Below are 22,177 nucleotides of genomic sequence, written 5' to 3'. Positions count from 1 at the left end.
GGTTTTTTAAAAGCGGGTAGACAGTGGGGGCGAGTCCATACATAGGAGCTGCCGAAGGCTGCGATCTTTTGATTTTAAAGATCAAAGGATCGCAGCCTTCGGCAGCTCCTACGGGGGCGTGCAAGCCGTAGACCATGACTATTTGTCGGGCAAGCCAAAGCAATACTTTAAATCTATATGAGAATTACTATAAATTACGCATCTCAAACTGCCACTATCGTGCCACTGCCAGCTTTTGTGGTCGAGTAGCGGGCTCAAGGACAGTAACCGCACCCGTGCGGACGGGAGTCATGTTGGAAAACTACTATCGAGAGCTGGTGTGTTTCCTCAACGCCAAGCTCGGCAACCGCCAGGTCGCCGAAGATGTGGTGCATGACGCTTATCTGCGAGTCCTGGAGCGCTCCAGCGACACGCCGATCGAGCAGCCCCGGGCCTTCCTCTATCGCACGGCCTTGAACCTGGTGATCGACGATCACCGGCGCAATGCGTTGCGCCAGGTCGAGTCGCTGGACGTGCTCGACAACGAAGAGCGCTACTTCAGCCCATCGCCCCTCAGCAGCCTCGATCACGGCCAGCGCCTGGACATGCTCCAGCGCGCCCTGGCGGAATTGCCGCGCCTGTGCCGCGAGAGTTTCCTGCTGCGCAAGATCGAAGGCCTGTCGCACCCGCAGATCGCCGAACACCTGGGCATTTCCAAGGCCTTGGTCGAAAAACACATCGTCAATGCGATGAAGCATTGCCGGGTGCGGATGCGCCAATGGGATGCCCATTGATCTTCGCGTACATCCGTTCTTGTTAAATTTTATTTCACTGTCCTCGTTCCTAATCAACAGACGACCTGCTGTCCTGCTCAAGGCCGGTCAGGTCACTTAGGCTTATCTCCCCGCCGCTCGGGGGCTTATCCAGAGGACACTGGAAATGACACAGGCAATTGCATCGCCCATCGTTCACGACCTGATCGGCGTTGGTTTCGGCCCTTCGAACCTGGCGCTGGCCATCGCCCTGCAGGAGCGCGGGCCGACCCAGGGCGAGCTGGATGTACTGTTTCTCGACAAGCAGGCCAACTACAGCTGGCATGGCAACACCCTGTCGACCCAGAGCGAGCTGCAGATTTCCTTCCTCAAGGACCTGGTGACCCTGCGCAACCCGACCAGTCCTTATTCGTTCGTCAATTACCTCAAGGCCCACGGGCGCCTGGTGGACTTCATCAACCTGGGCACCTTCTATCCGTGCCGCATGGAGTACAACGACTATCTGCGCTGGGTGGCCATGCAATTCGAGAAGCAGAGCCGTTACGGCGAAGAAGTGCTGACCATCGAACCGGTGCTGCACAACCAGCAGGTCGAAGCGCTGCGGGTGATTTCCCGCGATAGCACCGGGCATCAACAGGTGCGCACCACCCGTTCGGTGGTGGTCAGCGCGGGCGGTACGCCGCGTATTCCCGAGGCGTTCAAGGCGCTCAAGGGCGACAACCGCGTGTTCCACCATTCGCAATACCTGGCGCAGATGGCCAAGCAGCCGTGCGTGAACAACCAGCCGATGAGTATCGCGATTATCGGTGGCGGGCAGAGCGCGGCGGAAGCCTTCATCGACCTCAACGACAGCTTCCCGTCGGTGCAGGTCGACATGATCCTGCGCGGTTCGGCCCTGAAGCCGGCGGACGACAGCCCGTTCGTCAACGAAGTGTTCTCGCCGGAGTTCACCGACCTGGTGTTCCAGCAGGAGAGCAGCGAGCGTGAGCGCCTGGTCAACGAGTACCACAACACCAACTATTCGGTGGTGGACATTGACCTGATCGAGCGGATCTACGGGATTTTCTACCGGCAGAAAGTTTCGGGCGTTGCCCGCCATGCGTTCCGTACCCTGACCACTCTCTCAAAAGCCACCGCCACCGAACGCGGCATTGAACTGACGATGTGCAACAAAGCCACCGGCGAAATTGCGGTCCGTCACTACGACGCCGTGGTGCTGGCCACCGGTTACGAGCGGCAGATGCACCGCAAGCTGCTGGCCCCGCTGGAACAGTACCTGGGTGATTTCGAGGTGGACCGCAACTACAAGTTGATCACCGACGAGCGCTGCAAGGCCGGCATCTATATGCAGGGCTTCTGCCAGGCCAGCCATGGCTTGAGCGATACCTTGCTGTCGATCCTGCCGATTCGTGCGGACGAGATTGCCGGGTCGTTGTATGACCATGGCAAGAACCGTGGGCATCGTTCGGTGGTGGATCTGTTGTTGGCGACTGCCAGCTGAGAACTTCGGCGGCTGTGAGGCCGCCATCGCCAGCAGGCTGGCTCCCACATTTGACCTGTGTACGCAGATCTATTGTGGGAGCCAGCCTGCTGGCGATGAGGCCCTGAAGAACCCTGCGATTCCCCCACGTATCACCAGCGTCAGATTAAGCGGGCAGTATTTCGGATTTTTCCTACAGAACGCTCGGCAGGTCTTCCGTAGTCTTGCCCCCTCATCAATCTGACCCGGGGGGGCACGTTGCCCAACAAGTCCTTACGCATCCTGATCGCTGACCCACAACACTTCAACCGGATGAAAATCGAGCGGCTGTTCAACCAGCTCGATTATTTTCGCGTGGCGCCGGTGCACAGCCTCGAAGAGCTGCTGAACCTGGTCGAGTACGGTTGCGAACCCTTCGATCTGCTGGTCATCAATGCTGGCATGGCCGACGGCAAGCTCGACCTGCTGGATTTCTGTCTCGACAACCGGCAGGTGGCGCACGCGCTGATTTTCGACGGCGAGCGCGCGCAACTGCGCCCCACCGCGCCCTCTGCAAGGCAAAAAGTCCAAGTGAGCCATGCCTTGCTGCCGGACCTGGCGACTATCCAGCGGTTGATGGCGGTCGTTGATCGACCTCTACCGTTCGTCGCAACTGTCATTTCTGTCAGGTAGTCCGATCGGTTTTTACGTGCAAGAGTCTATGCGCAGCTGCTGTGTTCATTTCGGGTTCTTGCCCATGGGCCGTCAGTGCCCGAACGTCGTGTTTATGCATAGGGAGTTGCCATGAAGTCAGCGATGGCTGTGGACGATCATCCGGTGGTTCGCGGTGCAGTCAAAAGCGTACTCAGGCATTTGGGATACAAGCGTATCCACGAAGCGGCCTGCGGTAACGAAGTTTTGCCGATGATCCGCGATAATAAACCGGAACTGATTGTGCTGGACCTCAACCTGCCGTCGCTCGACGGCCTGGATGTACTGGCACGGATCCAGATCGAGGAGATGCCATGTAAGGTGGTGGTGTTCACTGCCCAGGAACCGGCGTTTTTCCAGGATCGTTGCATGCGCGCCGGTGCCATGGCCTACGTCGCCAAGACCAACGATCTGGAGCATTTGCAAAAAGCCGTGCAGGCCGTGATGGCCGGTTACACCTATTTCACCCGGTTGCCCACAAGCTCCGTGTCCCTGAGCCAGGCGCAACGCAGTGAAAAACAGATGATCGACAGGCTTTCAGATCGCGAGTTGTCGATTTTCCAGCAACTGGCCCAGGGTAAGAGCAACAAGGCAATCGCCGAAATCATGCACCTGAGCCACAAGACCGTCAGCACCTACAAGACCCGCTTGACTGAAAAACTCAACGTGGAGTCGTCGGTGCACCTGAGGGATCTTGCCCAACGTCATCACTTGATCTGAATGAACGCCATTCGATACCTGCTGTTGGCCCTTTGCCTTTGGGTATCTAGTGTCTGCGCGCAGCCGCAAACCTTGACCTTGCTGGGCCGTTCCAGCGTGGAGGGCCAAGTGCTGCGGTTGTCGGCCGCCGATGCGCGCTGGTTGCAGCAAAAAGACCGTTTGGTGCTGGCCGTTTCAGCCCCGGATTATCCACCTTTCGACATCACCACCGACCACACGCTCGAGGGGGTGACCGCCGACTACGCCGATCTGCTCCGGCAGTTGCTGCGGGTAGAGATCGAAGTCCGGCGCTATCCATCGCGCGAAGACGCCGTTCGAGCCGTCAAGCAAGGCGCGGCAGACCTGCTGGGAACCTCCAACAGCTACGAGTCCCAGGACCCGCAACTAAAAATGTCCCGCGCCTATGCGGTGGATCAGCCGGTATTGGTGACCCGCGTTGATGCACTCCAGGTGCTGGACCCGACACTGGCCGGCAAGCGCCTGGCGATGCTCTACCACTACTTGCCTGAACAAAACGTCCAGCGGTTCTATCCCGAGGCCCAGGTTCAGCTGTTCCCCTCGACACTGGCGGCTGTCGGGGCCGTCGCCTTCGGCCAGGCGGATGTGTACCTGGGCGATGCGATCAGCGCCCATTACCTGATCAGCAAAAACTACCTGAACAACGTCCAGCTGGCTGACTTCTCGCCCATGGAATCCGGGCGCTTCGCCTTTGCCATGGCCGGCGACAACCCGGCGCTGCTGCGCATTGTCGACAAGGCCCTGGCGTTGATAACGGCCAATGAACAGATGAACATCCAGCGCCGCTGGGGAGCGAGCGGGGTGTCCATGCCGGGCACGCAGTCCCTGCAACTGAGTGTGACCGAGCAGCGATGGCTCGACCGGCACCCGCGAGTGAGCGTGGCGATCAACGAGAACATCCCGCCGATTACTTTCCTGGACAGTGAAGGCCGGTTTCGCGGCATCGGTGTCGATGTGCTGGCGAAAATCAGTTTGCGCACCGGCTTGCAATTCGACATCCGCGCCATGCCGTCGGTGGCGCAGATGGTGCAAGCGATCAAGCGTGGCGAGGTCGATGTGCTGGCGGGTATCGGCCTGAGTTCCCTGCGTGAGGAAGACCTGCTGTTTACCCGGGCGTTCCTGACCAGCCCATCGGTGCTGGTGACGCGCCTGGCGCCGGACAGCCCCAGGACCCTGGATGACCTGGCCGGAAAAACCCTGGCGCTGACCCAGGGCAATATCTCAGGCGAGTTCGTTCGCCAACACTTCCCGTTGATCCGGTGTGTGGATGCGCCCTTGTCGGCCGATGCCATGGAAATGGTCGCCCAAGGCAAGGCACAAGGTGCCATCAACTCATTGATCAGCGCCCGTTACCTGATCTCCCGGCAGTACCGTGATCGCCTCCAGGTCACCAGCACGGTGGGCATCGATCCCGCGCGCAGTACCCTGGCGACCGGGCGCGAGGCCAGCGAGTTGCACTCGATCCTGGACAAGGCCTTGCTCAGTATCCCCCCGGAAGAAATCGACGAACTGATACTGCCCTGGCGCAATGACCTGATGGTGGAACAGAGCTATTGGCTGCGCCATCGCCAGAGCATTTTCCAGGCGTTCGCGGTGGCCGGCGCCTTGCTCTTGCTGGCACTGGCCTGGATCGCCTGGCAGCGCCGGCAGATCCGTCAGCGCCAGCAATGGCTGGCCCGATTGCAGGAGGCCAAGGACGCCGCCGACGATGCCAACCGGGCCAAGACCACGTTCCTGGCAACCATGAGTCATGAGATCCGCACGCCGATGAATGCCCTTATCGGCATGCTTGAACTGGCACTGAAAAGCGCCGATGAGGGCGTGACCGATCGCCCGGCCATCGAGGTGGCGTCAGATGCCGGGCAACAGTTGCTTGCCTTGATCGGCGACATCCTGGACATTGCCCGTATCGAGTCCGGGCACTTGTCGCTGACGCCGGAGCGAGCCAATCTGCAGGCGCTGGTGCTGTCGGTGTGCCGGGTCTTTGAGGGCCTGGCCCGGCAGAAGAGCCTGCAGTGGCGGGTCGAACTGGACGAGCACAGCGACCGCGATGTGTTGATCGATCCCACGCGATTCAAGCAAGTGCTGTCCAATCTGCTGAGCAATGCCATCAAGTTCACCCACAAAGGCGAGGTCAGCCTGCGCTTGCGAGTCGTGCCCGCGTCGGCGGAGCGTCTCGCGGTCAGTGTGCGTATCGAGGACAGCGGCAGCGGTATCAGCGCCTTTGACCAGCAACGCCTGTTCAGCCCGTTCGTACAGGCCGGCAACCGTCAGCAATCAGGCCGTCAGGGTTCCGGCCTGGGTCTGGTGATCAGCCGCACGCTGTGCGAAATGATGGGCGGGCGCTTGCAACTCTCCAGCGTCCTGGGACGCGGAACCCGGTTGGACATCAGCCTTGAACTGCAGGCATTGCAGACGTTGCCCGGCACTGAAATGGCGCCGAGTGAATCGACGGCAAGGACCCGGCCGCTGACGATTCTGGTGGTGGACGATTACCCGGCCAACCGCTTGCTGCTTTCGCGGCAACTGAGTTACCTGGGGCACCGGGTGCTGCTCGCAGAGGATGGCCAGCAAGGGTTCGAGCAATGGCGTGAACACGCTTGCGATCTGGTCGTCACCGACTGCAACATGCCGGTGGTCAGCGGTTATGAACTGGCGGGTGCGATCCGCGATGAGGAACGCTTCCAGCTGGGGTCGCCAACGGTGATCCTGGGCTTCACCGCCAACGCTCAACCCGAGGAGAAAATGCGTTGTATCGAAGCGGGGATGGACGATTGCCTGTTCAAGCCCATTCGACTGGTCGACCTGAGCGCCTGGTTGGCCACGCGTTTTTCCAGCGAATCGCCAGGCCTGAGCGCAGCGCCTTCCAGCAGCGAAATCGATTTAAGCGGCTTGCAACGCTACACAGGGGCCGACAATGAACTGATCACTCAGTTGTTGCATGACCTGGCCGTTGCCAATCGCGATGATCGCGAACGTCTGCGGCAAGAACATGCCAGTGGTAACTACCACGGCTTGAAGGACCTGGCGCACCGCATCAAGGGTGGCGCGCAGATGGTCCGGGCGCAGGCGCTGGTGGCGTGTTGCGAGCAACTGGAGCGTGCCTGTGGCGAGGGCGATGCCGCACTGATCGACGCCGCCGTCGATCAGTTGCACCAAGTCATGACGCGCCTGGACCGCAGTCTTGAGCAGGGCTGCGGCTTGAACCCGGCGGTTTAATCCCAGGCTGGCGCCAGGCCCTTGGGCTTGCCCCGGGCGGCGTTCCGACGATGGGACGACTCGGCCTACAGGCTTAACCCCGAGCCTCAAGAATCATGCAAGTCGTCGTCCCCGTCGCATACAACCGTCCATCCACATCATAAATCCGCCCCTCGGCCAGCGCCGTCGAACGCCCCAGATGCACAATCTTGCCCTCGGCCCGCACCGGTCCGCTGGCGCTGTTCAACGCCCGGACATAACTGATGCGCAGATCCAGCGTCGTATAACCCTGGCCTTTTTTCAGTTGCGTATGGATCGCGCAGCCCATGCACGAATCCAGCAAAGTCGCGGCATAACCGCCGTGCACGGTGCCCAGCGGATTGTAATGCCGCGCATCCGGAGTGCCCTGGAAGACGAACAGCCCGGCGGACCATTCGACAGGGATGAAATCCATCAGCGTGCCTATGGGCGGCGAGGGCAGTTCACCGTTGCCGATGCCCTCGAAAAATTCGGCGGGAGTCAGCGCACTGACTTCGGCCATGGACAAACTGCCAGGCCCGGCCAAGCGGGCGCGCATGGCCTGCTCCTGGGCGACCCATTGGGCAAGCGTGGCCTCGCGGTTTGGGCTTTGCATGTAAAAGTCCTCTGAAGAAAGCGAATATTATGGTTGTAATTTTCAAACCATATTATGTTCAGAATAAAATCTCCGCTACCCCTCAAATCAACTTGACGCTTGCAGCTGAAAACCTGCAGCTGCTGTCAGGCAATATCGCTGCGGCTGAACTCCTCGCCCAGAAAGTCGATCAAGCTACGCACGGACGGCAGCAGGCCACGCCGCGACGGGAAGATCGCATGAATGACGCCACTCCTGGGCGCCCAGCCCGGCACCAGTTCGATCAACTGGCCGGCCTTGATCTCATCCCGCACCACCACACTGGGCAGGTGGACAATCCCGATGCCGGCCACCGCCGCGTGGCGCAAGGCCAACAGGTCATCGGTGACCATCCGTGGCGAGTGCCTGATCAGCGCGCTGCTGCCATCACCACCGAACAATTCCCACTGATACTCACGTTGCGCCGCCCCCCAGTGCAGGCTCGGCAAGCCACTGAGGTCGGCCGGGGAGGCGGGTGTCGACAGGCGCGGCAAAAAGGCCGGGCTGCCCACCACGCTCTGGGTGCTGTTGCCCAGCACCTTCATCACCATGTCGGTGTCTTCCAGCGGAGGAAATCGCACGCGCAAGGCGATATCGAACCCTTCATGGATCAGGTCGACCCGGCGGTTGGTGCTCTCGATGAACAGCTCCACCAGCGGATATTTGAGCAAGTAGCGGGTCAGCATCGGCCCGACCCAGGAGTTGAGCAGCGCCGTCGGACAACTGATGCGCACCACGCCCTGGGGCTCGGAGCGGTTACGTTCGATCAATTCGGCGGCGCTTTCCGCCTCCACCCGCATCGCCAGGCAACGCTGGTAATACGCCTGGCCGATTTCCGTCAGCGAACAATGCCGACTGCTGCGGTGCAGCAAGCGTACGCCGAGGCGTTCTTCGAGTTCGGCGATGCGTCGGCTGAGCTTGGACTTGGGCATGTCCAGGGCCCGTCCGGCCGCGGCGAAACCCTGATGTTCGACCACTTGGGTGAAGTAATAGAGAGTGTTGAGGTCTTCCATCATCGTTCTCCAAATAGAACGCTAAAGCTGATTTTTGCAGTCTAGCGCAACAAAGGTCGCAGTTTTAAGCTCTGTCCATGGCTTCACTCACCTCATCAGGAGACACCATGAAAAACATCATCGGTATCTACACCAGCCCACGGGCCCATTGGGTCGGCGACGGTTTTCCGGTTCGCACGCTGTTTTCCTACGACAACCTGGGCAAGCACATCAGCCCGTTCCTGCTGCTGGATCACGCCGGCCCCGCGGAATTCACACCGACCACCGCGCGACGTGGCGTTGGTCAGCATCCGCACCGCGGTTTCGAAACCGTGACTATCGTTTACAAGGGTGAACTGGAACACCGCGACTCCACCGGCAGTGGTGGCAAGATCGGACCCGGCGACGTGCAATGGATGACCGCAGCCTCGGGGATTCTCCATGAAGAGTTTCACTCCGAAGGTTTCGCCAAGAGCGGCGGCACCCTGGAAATGGTCCAGTTGTGGGTCAACCTGCCGGCCAAGGACAAGATGGCCGACGCCGGTTACCAGACGATTCTCGATAGCGACATCCCGAGCATTGCCTTGAAGAACAACGCCGGCAGCCTGCGCCTGATCGCCGGTGAATTTGAAGGCCACACAGGGCCGTCGCGCACCTTTACCCCCATCGACGTCTGGGACCTGCGCCTGAATGCTGGCAAGTTGCTCACGCTGGATCTGCATGAAGGACGCAACACCGCACTGGTGGTGTTGCGCGGCACGATCGAGGTCAACGGCCTGGAGTCGGTGCGCCAAGGGCAGTTGGCCTTGTTCGACCGCAAGGGCGATCAGATGACCCTCCAGGCCAGCGAGGACGCGGTGGTGCTGCTGCTCAGCGGCGAACCGATCGACGAGCCGATCGTCGGACACGGTCCGTTCGTGATGAACACCGAGCAGGAAATCCACCAGGCGTTCGCCGACTTCCAGTCCGGTCGCTTCGGCCAGATGCACGGTTAATCCGTTTCGCTTCAACAACCCGCTCTACACAGGATGAGTAGGCCGGTTCCCAGGCCAGGGATGGCTGTTGCCTGTCAAAAAGAGGAAACACTGATGAACACCGTCAATGCAGCCAATTTCAATGGCCAGAAACCGACGATCGACCCCAATGACAGCGCCATGCTGTTGATCGATCACCAGAGCGGACTGTTCCAGATCGTCAAGGACATGGATGTACCGCAACTGCGCACCAACGCCATTGCCCTGGCCAAGGCGGCCACCTTGCTGAAGATGCCGGTGATCACCACCGCTTCCGTGCCCCAAGGGCCAAACGGGCCGCTGATCCCGGAAATCCACGAGGCTGCACCGCATGCCCAGTACGTGGCGCGCAAGGGCGAAATCAACGCCTGGGACAACCCGGAGTTTCACGCGGCAGTGAAAGCCACCGGCAAGAAAACCCTGGTGATCGCCGGCACCCTGACCAGCGTGTGCCTGGCGTTTCCGTCCATTGCCGCGGTGCATGAAGGCTACAAAGTGTTCGCCGTGGTCGATGCCTCGGGCAACCACTCCAAACTGGCCACTGATCTGACAGTTGCCCGCCTGGCCCAGGCCGGGGTGGTGCCGATCGACATCATGGCTACGCTCTCAGAGCTGCAAGGCTCGTGGAACCGTCCGGACGCCGAGCAGTGGGCCGCCGTCTACGCCCAGGCCATGCCGCATTATCAATTGTTGATCGAGAGTTACCTCAAGGCTCAACAAGTGGCGAACGAACATGAAACGCTGGATTCCCAGCGCTAACCGGGACACCCACGCCGACTTTTTATTCGGCATCGATAACACGCGAGGACCATTGCCATGACAACTTCCTACAAACGTCTCGACAAGGACAACGCCGCCGTTCTGTTGGTGGATCACCAGACAGGCCTGCTGTCGCTGGTGCGCGACATCGACCCGGACCGGTTCAAGAACAACGTGCTGGCCCTGGCCGACCTGGCCAAGTACTTCAAGCTGCCGACCATCCTCACCACCAGTTTCGAAACCGGCCCCAACGGCCCGCTGGTGCCCGAGCTCAAGGCGCTGTTCCCGGACGCGCCCTATGTCGCGCGTCCCGGCCAGATCAATGCCTGGGACAACGAAGACTTCGTCAAGGCGATCAAGGCCACCGGCAAGAAGCAACTGATCATTGCCGGCGTAGTCACTGAAGTCTGTGTAGCGTTTCCGGCACTCTCGGCGCTGGCCGAAGGCTTCGATGTGTTCGTCGTCACTGACGCCTCCGGCACCTTCAACGAGCTGACCCGTGAATCGGCGTGGAACCGCATGTCCACCGCTGGCGCGCAGCTGATGACCTGGTTCGGCCTGGCCTGTGAGCTGCATCGCGACTGGCGCAACGACATCGAAGGCCTGGGCACGCTGTTCTCCAACCACATTCCGGACTACCGCAACCTGATGACCAGCTACAGCACGCTGACCAACAGTAAATAAACCAGGCACACATTGCCCTCTGTAGGAGCTGGCTTGCCAGCGAAAGCGGTCTGTCTGGCGCCACGATGTGGAAGGTGCTGGCCTTTTCGCGAGCAAGCTTGCTCCTACAGTGTTCCGAAGCCACCAATTGCTCCTACACTCTGGCCAATCTGTGAGATCTTTCGCTCATTGTCCCGTGCCGGAGCTGCTTGATGCTGTCATTGCTCACCGAACACCCGTTGATCTGCGCTTTCGCCTTGATCCTGATCGATCTGTTGTTGTGGCGCTTGATCGGTACCCGTGGCCACAACGTGAAGCTTCTGGTTCGGCCGGTGATTTTCACCCTGTACAGCCTGGTGCTGTTCAACGAAGGCATGAACCCGTTGGAACCCGCACCCTGGGTCGACAATGTACCGTTGCATCTGGCGGCCACGGGGTTGCAGATCGGCTGGTGGCTGTTCGCTGCGCGCACCCTGACCGTGCTGATCGGTGCGGGACTGATGCAACGGGTGGGACATACCGGGCGACTGCTGCAGGACCTGCTGGGTGCTGTGATTTTTCTTGTCGCGGTCATCGCCGCCTTGGCTTATGTGCTCAATCTGCCGGTCAAGGGCGTACTGGCCACTTCCGGCGCCCTGGCGATCATCGTCGGCCTGGCCTTGCAAAGCACCCTCAGCGACGTATTTTCCGGGATCGTGCTGAACACCACCAAGCCCTATCAACTGGATGACTGGATCGCCATCGACGGCACCGAAGGCCGGGTCATCGATATCGACTGGCGGGCCACGCGATTGCAGACCTCCCAGGGCAGCATGATCGTGATTCCCAACTCGCTGGCGGCCAAGGCCAAGATCACCAACTTCAGTCGGCCCAGCGATATGTTCGGCCTGTCGATCAGCCTGCAGGTCAGCCCCCACGTCCGCCCACAAACCGTGATCGATGCCCTCGAGCGCGCGATGCAGGGCTGCCGGAACATGTTGACTTCACCCGGCCCCAAAGTCGCGCTCAAAAGCTCCAATGCTTCCGGCAACGAATACGAAATCAGCGGCTTTGTCGCCTCGATGAGCGAAAAGCGCTCGGCACGCAATCAACTGTTCGACCTGGCGTACCGGCATTTGCGAGCATCGGGGATCCATCTGCTGTCGAGTGTCGAACCCAGCCCCTCAAGCGACATCACGCGGCCACGGGCGCTACTCGACAGCTCGCCGCTGTTTTCCACCCTGCGCCACGAAGAGAAAGAAACCTTCAGCCAGAACATGGCCCTGCAAACCTTCCGCATCGGCGAGACGATCCTGGAGGCGGGGGAGATCAGCGATCACCTGTTCATCATCGAGTCCGGGGTGGTTTCGGTCACGCTGAACCGCAACGGTATACCTATCGAATCCGGACGCATGGGGCCGGGGGAGGTGATCGGCGAGGCCGGTATCCTGACCGACAGCGCGCTGCCCGCCCATTTCACCGCGAAAACCCCATGCACGCTTTATCGCATCGAAAAGCAGTATTTGAAGCCCTGTCTGGATGCCCGCCAGGACATCAACGATGCGATGAAATCCTTGATGGAATTCCGCCTGAACAAGGCCCAGTCGCTGATCGCGGATGTGCCCGTCGTTGTGCCGAAGAAAGGGTTCTTGCAGTGGCTGCGTAGTCGGGTCTGATGGACGCGAGGGACCATTGGCCTCCTCGACTTCTGCAGGATTGGCTATTTGTGCACGCCGCCCCGGGGGCTAACTTAGTGCCACACCCACTTGCCCAGGAACATGCCATGCAACAGCGTATCGATTTCTACACCGCTTCCCCTGACGCCCTCAAGGCCATGATCGCCCTGGAATCGGCGGTATCAAAACTGCCGCTGGAAAAAAGCCTGATCGAACTGGTCAAGCTGCGCTCTTCACAAATCAACGGCTGCGCCTTCTGCATCGACATGCACACCGCCGACGCGATCAAGGACGGCGAAACCCCACGCCGCCTGTTCGCCGTGACGGCCTGGCGCGAGGCGCCATTCTTCACCGACCGCGAACGCGCCGCGCTGCTCTGGACCGAAACCCTGACCCAGTTGAGCCTGACCCATGCGCCGGACGAAGACTACGAAGTGGTCAGCGCCCAGTTCACGCCCAAGGAAATGGTCGACCTGACTGTGGCGATCAATACTATCAACGGCTGGAACCGTCTGGCAGTGGGCTTTCGCAAGACGCCTCAGGCCTGATTTATCGTCCCGGCCCCGTGTCGAGCCTCAATGCGCATCGGCACTCGGCGCGGCTGGTGGCTGCACCTTGCGCATCAAGGGCACCATCGCCGTGGCGATGATGAAGCAGACCATGATCATCAGGAACGCATCACCGTAGGTTTGCGTTTGCGCTTCGCGGTAGGTCAGCAACCAGAGCTGATGCAGGCTCGCGGTGACACCCAGGTCGCCGCTCTGGCCGAGGGCGGCGAAGTTGTTGCCGACCTGGGACAGCCACTGGTTGAGCGCTTCGTTGGTGCTGTTGAGGTTCTCCGCCAACCGGGTGAAATGCAGGTTGGTGCGGTCATTGAGGATGGTCGCGCACGCGGCAATGCCGATGGCGCCGCCCAGGTTGCGCATCAGGTTGAACAACCCCGAAGCATGCTTGAGTCGCGCCGGTGCCAGGCCGCCGAGGGTCAAGGTCACGGCGGGCGGGACCGCCAGTTGCTGGGCAATTCCGCGCAGGGCTTGCGGCAGCATCAGTTCCCTGGCCCCCCAGTCATGGGTGATCGGGCTGAAATCCCACATCGACAAGGCGAACAGGCCAAGGCCGGACATCATGATCCAGCGCAGGTCGACGCGGTTGGCCAGAAAGGCATAAAGCGGAATCGCCATGATCTGGAACACGCCGGTGGAGAAAACCGCCAGGCCAATGTCCAGCGCGCCATAACCACGGACCCGGCCGAGGAACAGCGGTGTCAGGTAGATGGTTGCGAACAGGCCGATGCCGGTGACGAACGAGAAGAAACAGCCGAGGGCGAAGTTGCGGTCTTTGAGGGCACGCAGGTCGACGATCGGGTTGGCCACGTGCAGGGTGCGGCCGATGAACGCCAGGCCGGCCAGGCCGCTGATCCACGCGGTGGTCAGGATGGTGCGGTCGCTGAACCAGTTCCAGCGCGGGCCTTCTTCGAGGGTGTATTCCAGGCAGCCGAGGAACAGCGCCAGGAACACCATGCTCAGGTAGTCGGCGCCCTTGAGCAGCGACAATTCCGGCTGGTCGATCTTCACCAGCATCGGCACGGCCACCGCGACGAAAATCCCCGGCACCAGGTTGATGTAGAACAGCCAGTGCCAGGACGATATATCGGTGATCCAGCCACCGATCACCGGCCCCAGGGTCGGGGCCAGGGACGCGACCGCGCCGATGGTCGCGGCGGCGATCACCCGTTGCTTGCCAGTGAAAAAAACGAACGCCGTGGTGAACACCAGCGGGATCATCGAGCCGCCGAGAAAGCCTTGCAGGGCGCGGAAGGCGATCATGCTCTGGATGTTCCAGGCCGCGCCGCAGAGCAGGCTGGTCAGTGTGAAACCCACTGCCGACGCGCAAAATAGCCAGCGTGTCGAGAACACTCGCGAAAGCCAACCCGACAGCGGAATCACGATGATTTCGGCGATCAGGTAACTGGTTTGCACCCAGGCGGTTTCGTCGGTGCCGGCGGAGAGCCCGCCGCCGATGTCGCGCAGCGATGCCGAGACGATCTGGATATCCAGCAGCGCAATGAACATGCCGATGCACATGCTGGCGAAGGCGAAGACCTTGGTCGCCGTCGCCATGCTCGCTGCATTGAACGGTTGGGCCGGAGCGGCGAGGGCGCGGCTCATGGCGCGCTGGCCACGGCTGGGGTTTCAGGCTCCTTGCGCGTGTCCACTTCGGCGGTGACCGACAGGCCGGGACGCAGGTGGCCAAGCACGCTGTCGGCCGGGTCGAGGTGGATGCGTACCGGTACCCGCTGGACGATCTTGGTGAAGTTACCGGTGGCGTTTTCCGGCGGCAATACGCTGAACTGCGAACCACTGGCCGGCGCCAGGCTGTCCAGGTGACCATGGAATTCCTGGCCGGAGAGCACGTCGGCACGGATGGTCACCCGTTGCCCGGGGACCATGTGCGCCAGTTGGTCCTCCTTGAAGTTGGCATCGACCCACAAGCCGCTGGACGGCACCACCGACAGCAGTTGCGAGCCGGCTTGGGCATAAGCGCCTGTGCGGGCGCGGCGGTTGCCGATCACGCCATCCACGGGAGCTTTCAATTCGGTGTAGCCGACGTTCAACTGCGCCAGGTCGCGTTCGGCTTTGGCTTGGATCAAGGCGGCGCGGGCTTGCTGTTTCTGGGTGGCGATCACATTCAATTGCCGTTGCGCGGCCAGCAGTTCGGCCTGGGCGCGGTTGCTTTGGGCCTGGGCCGTCTTGAACGTGGCGTTGGCCCGTTGCGCGCTTTCCACTGAGACGGCGCTGGTGCTGACGAGCTTTTTATAGCGCGCATCGTCGTCGCGTGAGCGGGCGGTTTCGGCACCGGCAGCATCGATGCCGGCGCGGGCCTGGCCGATCACGGCCTGTTGCAGTTGTTCGGTGGCGTCGAGATTGGCGAGCAGGGCTTCTTCCGCCGCGACCGCGCCTTCGGCCTTGGCCAGGTTGGCGCGGTAGTCCCGCGAATCGAGACGGACCAGCACATCGCCGGCCTTGACCTTCTGGTTGTCGGTCACCAGCACTTCTTCGATGTAACCCGCCACTTTTGGCCCGATCACCGTCACGTCGCCACCGATGTAGGCGTCGTCGGTTTCCTCGATGAACCGGCCATTGGTCCACCAGTGCGCGGCATACACGCCGGCCAGCACCAGCGCGGCGATGCCCAATGTCGGCAGGAGCAGGCGTTTGAGCAGCGGCTTGCGAGTGTTCACCGGGACGGCAAGGTCGGGCTCTACGGCGGGCATGCTGGTCATGAAGAGGTACCTGTGGGTTTAATTACGCACGTAATATGACGTATGTCATATTTAGTCGCAAATGATTTTTGCTGCCGGCTGTCAGGTGTTCGTTTGGAGGAGGGGGCGGGTCGTGGATGGCGGTCGAAGCGGCGGCGCGGTGATGTTGACGGTTGAGACGGTCCAGTAGGAGCTGCCGCAGGCTGCGATCTTTTGACCTTGATTTTTTTAGATCAAAAGATCGCAGCCTCGTTTCACTCGACAGCTCCTACAGCTCCTACAGCTCCTACAGGTCCTACAGGGAGCAGGGGGGTCAGGCGCGTTCGAAGATTGCCGCGATCCCCTGGCCGCCGCCGATGCACATGGTCACCAGCGCGTAACGGCCGCCGGTGCGGTGCAGTTCGTGGATGGCCTTGGTGGCGATGATGGCGCCGGTCGCGCCCACCGGGTGACCCAGGGCGATGCCCGAGCCGTTCGGGTTGACCTTGGCCGGATCCAGATCCAGTTCCTGGCTGACCGCACAGGCTTGCGCCGCGAACGCGATGTTGGCTTCGACCACGTCCATGTCGGCGACGGTCAGGCCGGCGCGCTTGAGTGCCAGGCGGGTGGCCGGGATTGGGCCCAGGCCCATCAGTGTCGGTTCGACGCCGGCGTGGGCGTAGCTGACCAGGCGGGCGAGTGGGCGCAGGTTGTTGACCTGTACCGCCGCGCCGGTGGCCATGACCAGTGCCGCAGCACCGTCGTTCAGGCCGGAGGCGTTGCCGGCGGTGACCGAGCCGTCCTTCTTGAAGGCTGGCTTCATCGCCGCCAACTGTTCCAGGGACGTGGCGCGTGGATGCTCGTCGACACTGAACAGCTTGGTGCCCTTGCGATCCGGGATTTCCACGGTCGCGATCTGCTCGGTGAAGTAGCCGTTGGCAATTGCATGGGCGGCGCGTTTCTGGTCTTCGAAAGCCAGGGCATCCTGCATTTCGCGGGTGATGCCGTTGCGTTCGGCGACGTTCTCCGCGGTGATGCCCATGTGGATGTTGTGGAACGGGTCATGCAGGATGCCCAGCATGTAGTCGACGGCCTGGACATTGCCCATGCGCGCGCCCCAACGGGCGGATGGCAGCAGGTACGGCCCGCGGCTCATGGATTCGGCACCGGCGCCGACGGCGATGTCGGCATCGCCCAGCATCAGGGTCTGCGCGGCGCTGATGATCGCTTGCAGGCCGGAGCCGCAGAGGCGGTTGACGTTGTAGGCCGGGGTTTCTTTCGGGATGCCGGCGTTCATCGCGGCGACCCGGGAGATGTAGGCGTCGCGGGTTTCGGTCGGGATCACGTGGCCCATCACCAGGTGGCCGACGAGCGCCGGGTCCACGGCGGCGCGTTCCAGGGCGGCTTTCACTGCAGTGGTCGCGAGCTCGGCCGGTGGTACGTCCTTGAGGGAACCGCCGAAGGTGCCAATGGCGGTACGGGCGGCGCTGACGACGTAAATTTCCGGAGTGTTCATGGCTGTGTTCCTTTCGGTGGATTCTTATCTGTACTGCGATTGAGCAGGGCGTTCAAGGCCGTTTTCGCCTCGACGGTATTGAGGCGCTGGATGAACAGCAGGTTTTCTTCGCGCAAGGTGGCTTGCAGTTCGGCCATGCCGGCCTGGGTCATCAGTTGTCGGGACTGACGCAAGGCTTGCGGAGGCATGGCCAGGAAGCGCTGGGCGATCTTTTCTGCCGCGGCCAGGCATTGCTCGCCGTCATCGAAGGCTTCGTTGGCCAGGCCCCAGGCCACCGCCTCGTTGCCGTCGAGGCTATCGCCCAACAGCAGCAAGCGCGCGGCGCGAGCCTGGCCCAGGCGGCGTGGCAGCAGCAGGCTGGCGCCGAACTCGGGGCACAGGCCCAGATTGACGAACGGCGTGCGCAGCTTGGCGTTGCGGGTCACCAGCACCTGGTCGCAATGCAGCAGCAGGGTGGTGCCGATGCCGATGGCCGCCCCGCACACCGCCGCAATCAACGGCTTCTGCAGGTGGGTCACGGCGCGCATCAGGCGGAATGCCGGGCTGTCCAGGTGCGTTGGCGGATCTTGCAGGAAGTCCACCAGGTCGTTGCCACTGGTAAAGCAATTCGGGCCACCGGTCACGATGACCACGCGGATTTCGTTGTTCTCGTCCGCCGCAAACAGCAGGTCGGCCAGGCGCGTGTACATGCCATTGGTCAGGGCATTGAGCTTGTCCGGGCGATCGATGGTCAGTGTCAGCACGCCATCGTGATGGTCTTGCTTGATCAGGTCGGTCATTGCTGGCTCTTGCAGAGTCGGTTCGACGGCCACTTTAAGCGTCAGCTTAGCCCCACAGCTATGACAAAACGGGTCAACCGACCTGATGCTTTTTGCCATATCGCGCCGTCAAAGCCGCCCACACACCCATTCGGGGTATGGTGCGGTCCGGCGAATCCACCAATAGTAGGGTCATCCGCTCATCCAGAGCCGAACTCGCTTGATAAGGTGCATTTGCTATGGGCAAGACACTGCTTAAGGTGATTTCCAGTCTGTTTGTTGTACCCCTGACCCTGAGTGCCCACGCTGGCGAGGTCAACGACAGCAATACGCTGCGGCTGTACAACTGGGCGGACTACATCGGCGAGAAAACCCTGGCCGATTTCGAAAAGGCCACCGGCATCAAGGTGATCTACGACACCTTCGATGCCTATGAAACGGTGCAGGCCAAGTTGCTCACCGGCCACTCCGGGTATGACTTGGTCGTGCTCAATGCCTCCCTTGCGCCGCCGCTGATCCAGGCCAAGGTGTTCCAGCCACTGGACAAGAAACTGCTGCCGGGCTGGAGCAACCTGGACCCGAAAGTCCTGCAAGACCTGCAAGGGTTCGACCCGGGCCCGACCTATTCGGCGCCTTACACCTGGGGCAGCAACGGCATCACCTACAACGTCGACAAGATCAAGGAGCGCATGCCGGATGCGCCGATCGGCTCGCTGGCGATGATTTTCGATCCGAAGATCGTCTCGCGCTTCGCCGACTGCGGCGTGACCCTGGTCGATGCGCCCACCGAAGTGATCCCCCTGGCCCTCAAGTACCTGGGCCGCGATCCACGCAGCGCCAAGCCCGAGGACCTGAAGGCGGCGCAGGAACTGCTGCTGTCGGTGCGGCCGTACATCCGCAAGTTCGATTCGGTCAATTACCTGACCAGCCTGCCCAACGGTGATGTGTGCATGGCCATGACCTGGTCAGGCGACTACGCGACGGCCATGGCTCGCGCCGAAGAAGCCAAGCTGAACATCAACCTGTCGTATTTCATTCCCAAGGAAGGCTCGTTGATCTGGTTCGACAACATGTACATCCCGGCCGACGCGCCCCATGTCGCCAATGCGCACAAGTTTCTTGAATACCTGATGCAGCCGCAGGTGATGGCGGACGTCACCGACTACATCCATTACGCCAACAGCAACGCGGCAGCCACGCCATTGTTGAACGCCGATGTGCGCAACAACCCGGCGATTTACCCCGATGAAGCCACCCGCGAACGGCTGTTCCCGCAGAAGACCCAGGACGCCAAGGACATGCGGGCCATGACCCGGGTCTGGAGCACCGTGAAAAGCGGCATCTGATTCGTTCGATCGTTAGTCAATCCGGTTAGAGGTTTTTATGGCGACGCCAACACGCAGCGTTTTTTCCCCCGCGGACGAGTCCCGGCTGGTCAAGGCCGACAAGGCCCACCATATGCACGGCTATCACGTGTTCGACGAACACGCCGAGCAAGGTTCCCTGAACATCGTTGCCGGTGACGGCGCCTATATCTACGACACCCAGGGCAACCGCTTTCTCGATGCCGTGGGCGGCATGTGGTGCACCAACATCGGCCTGGGCCGAGAAGAAATGGCCGAGGCCATCGCCGACCAGGTGCGGCAACTGGCCTATTCCAACCCGTTTTCCGACATGTCCAATAACGTCGCCATCGAGCTGTGCGAAAAACTCGCCAGCCTGGCCCCTGGCGACCTCGACCATGTGTTCCTCACCACCGGCGGCTCAACTGCGGTGGACACCGCGTACCGGCTGATCCAGTACTACCAGAACTGCCGTGGCAAACCGGAAAAGAAGCACGTCATCGCCCGTTTCAACGCGTACCACGGCTCCACCACCCTGACGATGTCGATCGGAAACAAGGCCGCCGACCGGGTGCCGGAGTTCGATTACGCCAACCCGCTGATTCACCACGTGTCCAACCCCAACCCCTACCGCGCGCCGGAGGGCATGGACGAGGCGCAGTTCCTCGAGTTCCTGGTCAAGGAGTTCGAAGACAAGATCCACTCGATCGGCGCCGACAAGGTCGCCGGCTTCTTCGCCGAGCCAGTGATGGGCTCAGGCGGGGTGATCATTCCGCCAAAGGGTTACCTCAAGCGCATGTGGGAAGTCTGCCAGCGCTACGACATCCTCTTTGTCGCCGACGAGGTGGTGACGTCGTTCGGGCGCCTGGGCAAGTTTTTCGCCTCTCTCGATGTCTTCGACGTGCAGCCTGACATCATCACCACCGCCAAGGGCCTGACCTCGGCCTACCTGCCGCTGGGGGCGTGCATCTTTTCCGACCGCATCTGGAAGGTCATCGCCGAGCCGGGCAAGAGCCGTTGCTTTACCCACGGCTTCACCTACAGCGGCCATCCGGTCTGCTGCACGGCGGCGCTGAAGAACATCGAGATCATCGAGCGGGAAAACCTGCTGGCCCACGTCGACGATGTCGGCGGCTACCTGGAACAGCGCCTGGCCACCTTGCGCGATCTGCCTCTGGTGGGTGATGTGCGCTGCCTGAAACTGATGGCGTGCGTGGAGTTCGTCGCCGACAAGCGCACCAAGGCGTTGTTCGCCGACGAGATCAACATCGGCGAGAAAATCCATGTGCGCGCCCAGGCCCGGGGATTGTTGGTGCGGCCGATCATGCACCTGAACGTGATGTCGCCGCCGCTGATCCTCACCTATGCCCAGGTCGATGAAATCGTCGAGATCCTGCGAGTTTGCATTCTCGAAGTGGCGGCCGAGCTTGAGGCCAGCGGACAGTACGCCGGCCAATGATTTCGTCAGTCCGGCTGTTACCAAGGGGGTGTTCAGCCGCTAGACTGCGGGGCATGAGCAGACCAAACGACGATACGCTGATCGCGGTGCCCTTCGGGGCATTGCATAAATGGCATGGGGGCATGCGCGAGGCCTTCGCCCATGTCGATGAGCCTGACGCGCTGCAATACCTGGTGACGGCGTTGGGCCAACTGGTGTCCATCGAGTCGGTGATGATCAGCCTGGAGCGCAAGGACCGCGCACCGCAGTTGCTGCATCAGCGCGGCATTGCCCAGGAGTACCAGGTGTCGATCCTCGAGCGCTATTTTGCCGGGGGGTATCTGCTCGACCCGTTCTGCCTGGCGGTGGAGCAGGGCCTGGCGCAGGGTTTCTATCACCTTGCGGACATTGCGCCGGACAACTTCTTCGACAGCGACTATTACAAGACCTACTACCTGAAGGCGAACTGTTCGGAAGACAGCTACTACATCGTCGATACGGGCAATGACACGAAAATCTCCGTGAGCCTGTTTCAAGGTTTCGGCGGCGACTGCCTGGGCGTCGAGCAATTGAACCTGCTGCGCGCCGTCGAACCGCTGGTGCGAGAATTCATCAGCGAATTCAGCCGGCGTGGCCTGCAACGTAGCAGCAAGATCCAGGGCGATAACGATCAAGGCCTGCGCGATGATCTCAAGCATCGGGTGCAATCGGCGTTCGAGCAATTCGGTTGCGACCTGCTCACCGAACGCGAGCGGGAAGTGGCGCACATGGTGCTCAGGGGCCACTCGGTGAAATCCACGGCCAGCCAGATGAACATCTCACCGGAAACCGTGCGCATGCACCGCAAGAATCTGTATCTGAAGCTGGAGGTGGGGTCGCAGTCGGAGTTGTTTGCGTTGTTTATCGAGTGGTTGCGCGGGCATTGAAAGTCAAAAGCTCGTCGGAACGCGGCCCGAACCACCTCAAACCCTGTGATTCATTCAAGGGTTCGAGTGATTGATGACATGACCCGGCTGCGCATACAAATCGATACCCAGTGCGTGAATCACTTTCAAAACCGTATGGAAGCGGGGTTTTGCGCCTGGAGCGAAGGCCTTGTACAGACTTTCGCGACCCATTCCGGAATCTTTGGCTACCTGTGTCATGCCACGCGCCTTTACCACGTACCCGATGGCACGAAGAAACTCCTCATTGTCACCATCCGCTAGCACCTGGGACAGGTATTCGCTGATGGCCTCATCGCTGTCGAGCAAAGTCGCCATGTCGAAAATCGTCAAAGTCTGGCTCAT

Annotated in this window: 20 protein-coding genes; 13 read left to right on the top strand and 7 right to left on the bottom strand. The window is 61.1% G+C overall.

From position 1 onward, the window contains the following. The first annotated feature begins 290 nt into the window (after positions 1-290). The 5 genes from ACM6I6_RS04465 (at position 291) to ACM6I6_RS04445 (ending at position 6,879) form a co-directional block, all read left to right on the top strand. Entirely contained in the window at positions 291-773 is a 483-nt protein-coding gene (locus ACM6I6_RS04465) for a sigma-70 family RNA polymerase sigma factor (RefSeq protein ID WP_168758677.1), read from the top strand. A 145-nt stretch (positions 774-918) separates the two neighbouring features. Further along, positions 919-2,253, top strand: coding sequence for a lysine N(6)-hydroxylase/L-ornithine N(5)-oxygenase family protein (locus tag ACM6I6_RS04460; protein ID WP_406591790.1), 1,335 nt, complete (start codon positions 919-921; stop codon positions 2,251-2,253). Between the two features lie 237 nt (positions 2,254-2,490). Continuing rightward, positions 2,491-2,904, top strand: coding sequence for a response regulator (locus tag ACM6I6_RS04455; protein WP_274075503.1), 414 nt, complete (start codon positions 2,491-2,493; stop codon positions 2,902-2,904). Between the two features lie 111 nt (positions 2,905-3,015). Beyond that, entirely contained in the window at positions 3,016-3,642 is a 627-nt protein-coding gene (locus tag ACM6I6_RS04450; RefSeq protein ID WP_274075502.1) for a response regulator transcription factor, read from the top strand. Beyond that, on the top strand, positions 3,643-6,879 hold the full coding sequence (locus ACM6I6_RS04445) for a transporter substrate-binding domain-containing protein (protein WP_323606884.1): 3,237 nt from the start codon (positions 3,643-3,645) through the stop codon (positions 6,877-6,879). A gap of 73 nt (positions 6,880-6,952) precedes the next feature. Here the strand turns inward: ACM6I6_RS04445 and ACM6I6_RS04440 are convergent, their stop codons facing one another. Both ACM6I6_RS04440 and ACM6I6_RS04435 read right to left on the bottom strand, forming a co-directional pair. Then, entirely contained in the window at positions 6,953-7,492 is a 540-nt protein-coding gene (locus tag ACM6I6_RS04440; RefSeq protein WP_323627209.1) for a PaaI family thioesterase, read from the bottom strand. A gap of 125 nt (positions 7,493-7,617) precedes the next feature. Continuing rightward, a complete protein-coding gene (locus ACM6I6_RS04435) occupies positions 7,618-8,526 on the bottom strand; it encodes a LysR substrate-binding domain-containing protein (protein WP_274075499.1) in 909 nt (302 codons plus the stop codon). Between the two features lie 104 nt (positions 8,527-8,630). Here ACM6I6_RS04435 and ACM6I6_RS04430 point away from each other — a divergent pair, with 104 nt between their 5' ends. The 5 genes from ACM6I6_RS04430 to ACM6I6_RS04410 all read left to right on the top strand — a co-directional run bounded on the left by ACM6I6_RS04430 (position 8,631) and on the right by ACM6I6_RS04410 (position 13,140). Continuing rightward, a complete protein-coding gene (locus tag ACM6I6_RS04430; RefSeq protein WP_274075498.1) occupies positions 8,631-9,497 on the top strand; it encodes a pirin family protein in 867 nt (288 codons plus the stop codon). 93 nt (positions 9,498-9,590) lie between these two features. Next, positions 9,591-10,274 carry an isochorismatase family protein gene (locus ACM6I6_RS04425; protein WP_414919472.1) on the top strand — a complete coding sequence of 228 codons (684 nt, stop codon included), beginning with the start codon at positions 9,591-9,593 and terminating at the stop codon, positions 10,272-10,274. A gap of 57 nt (positions 10,275-10,331) precedes the next feature. Beyond that, positions 10,332-10,958, top strand: coding sequence for an isochorismate family cysteine hydrolase YcaC (gene ycaC, locus ACM6I6_RS04420; protein WP_274075496.1), 627 nt, complete (start codon positions 10,332-10,334; stop codon positions 10,956-10,958). Between the two features lie 191 nt (positions 10,959-11,149). Further along, entirely contained in the window at positions 11,150-12,592 is a 1,443-nt protein-coding gene (locus tag ACM6I6_RS04415; RefSeq protein WP_274075495.1) for a mechanosensitive ion channel domain-containing protein, read from the top strand. Between the two features lie 107 nt (positions 12,593-12,699). Next, positions 12,700-13,140 (top strand): carboxymuconolactone decarboxylase family protein, encoded by a 441-nt coding sequence (locus ACM6I6_RS04410; protein WP_274075494.1) that lies wholly within the window; start codon positions 12,700-12,702, stop codon positions 13,138-13,140. Between the two features lie 27 nt (positions 13,141-13,167). On the opposite strand, the gene ACM6I6_RS04405 is transcribed toward ACM6I6_RS04410, so the two are convergent. From ACM6I6_RS04405 to ACM6I6_RS04390, 4 genes are all read right to left on the bottom strand, one after another. Next, positions 13,168-14,760, bottom strand: a complete 1,593-nt coding sequence (locus tag ACM6I6_RS04405) for a DHA2 family efflux MFS transporter permease subunit (protein ID WP_274075493.1) — start codon at positions 14,758-14,760, stop codon at positions 13,168-13,170. Then, positions 14,757-15,875 (bottom strand): HlyD family secretion protein, encoded by a 1,119-nt coding sequence (locus ACM6I6_RS04400; RefSeq protein ID WP_274075492.1) that lies wholly within the window; start codon positions 15,873-15,875, stop codon positions 14,757-14,759. The genes ACM6I6_RS04405 and ACM6I6_RS04400 overlap by 4 nt, the downstream gene beginning before the upstream one ends. A gap of 292 nt (positions 15,876-16,167) precedes the next feature. Then, the gene (locus tag ACM6I6_RS04395; RefSeq protein ID WP_323606879.1) at positions 16,168-17,349 is read right to left on the bottom strand and encodes an acetyl-CoA C-acyltransferase family protein; all 1,182 of its coding nucleotides are present in this window, start codon (positions 17,347-17,349) and stop codon (positions 16,168-16,170) included. Then, the gene (locus ACM6I6_RS04390; RefSeq protein WP_323606878.1) at positions 17,346-18,128 is read right to left on the bottom strand and encodes an enoyl-CoA hydratase-related protein; all 783 of its coding nucleotides are present in this window, start codon (positions 18,126-18,128) and stop codon (positions 17,346-17,348) included. Before ACM6I6_RS04390 ends, ACM6I6_RS04395 begins: the two co-directional genes overlap by 4 nt. A gap of 218 nt (positions 18,129-18,346) precedes the next feature. On the opposite strand from ACM6I6_RS04390, the gene ACM6I6_RS04385 reads away from it, so the two are divergent. The 3 genes from ACM6I6_RS04385 to ACM6I6_RS04375 are packed head-to-tail and all read left to right on the top strand — an operon-like array spanning position 18,347 to position 21,814. After that, positions 18,347-19,453 carry a polyamine ABC transporter substrate-binding protein gene (locus tag ACM6I6_RS04385; RefSeq protein WP_274075489.1) on the top strand — a complete coding sequence of 369 codons (1,107 nt, stop codon included), beginning with the start codon at positions 18,347-18,349 and terminating at the stop codon, positions 19,451-19,453. Positions 19,454-19,490: 37 nt separating this feature from the next. Then, a complete protein-coding gene (locus tag ACM6I6_RS04380; RefSeq protein ID WP_323606877.1) occupies positions 19,491-20,909 on the top strand; it encodes an aminotransferase in 1,419 nt (472 codons plus the stop codon). After that, on the top strand, positions 20,906-21,814 hold the full coding sequence (locus ACM6I6_RS04375; protein WP_274075487.1) for a LuxR C-terminal-related transcriptional regulator: 909 nt from the start codon (positions 20,906-20,908) through the stop codon (positions 21,812-21,814). The genes ACM6I6_RS04380 and ACM6I6_RS04375 overlap by 4 nt, the downstream gene beginning before the upstream one ends. 54 nt (positions 21,815-21,868) lie before the next feature. Here ACM6I6_RS04375 and ACM6I6_RS04370 read toward each other — a convergent pair whose 3' ends face one another. Beyond that, a complete protein-coding gene (locus ACM6I6_RS04370; RefSeq protein WP_274075486.1) occupies positions 21,869-22,177 on the bottom strand; it encodes an addiction module antidote protein in 309 nt (102 codons plus the stop codon).

It is taken from the genome of Pseudomonas sp. IT-P218 (assembly GCF_949767605.1).
Lineage (GTDB): Bacteria > Pseudomonadota > Gammaproteobacteria > Pseudomonadales > Pseudomonadaceae > Aquipseudomonas > Aquipseudomonas putida_AE.
Note: the sequence above shows the minus strand (reverse complement) of the source record. Positions and strands in the feature narration are given on the sequence as shown.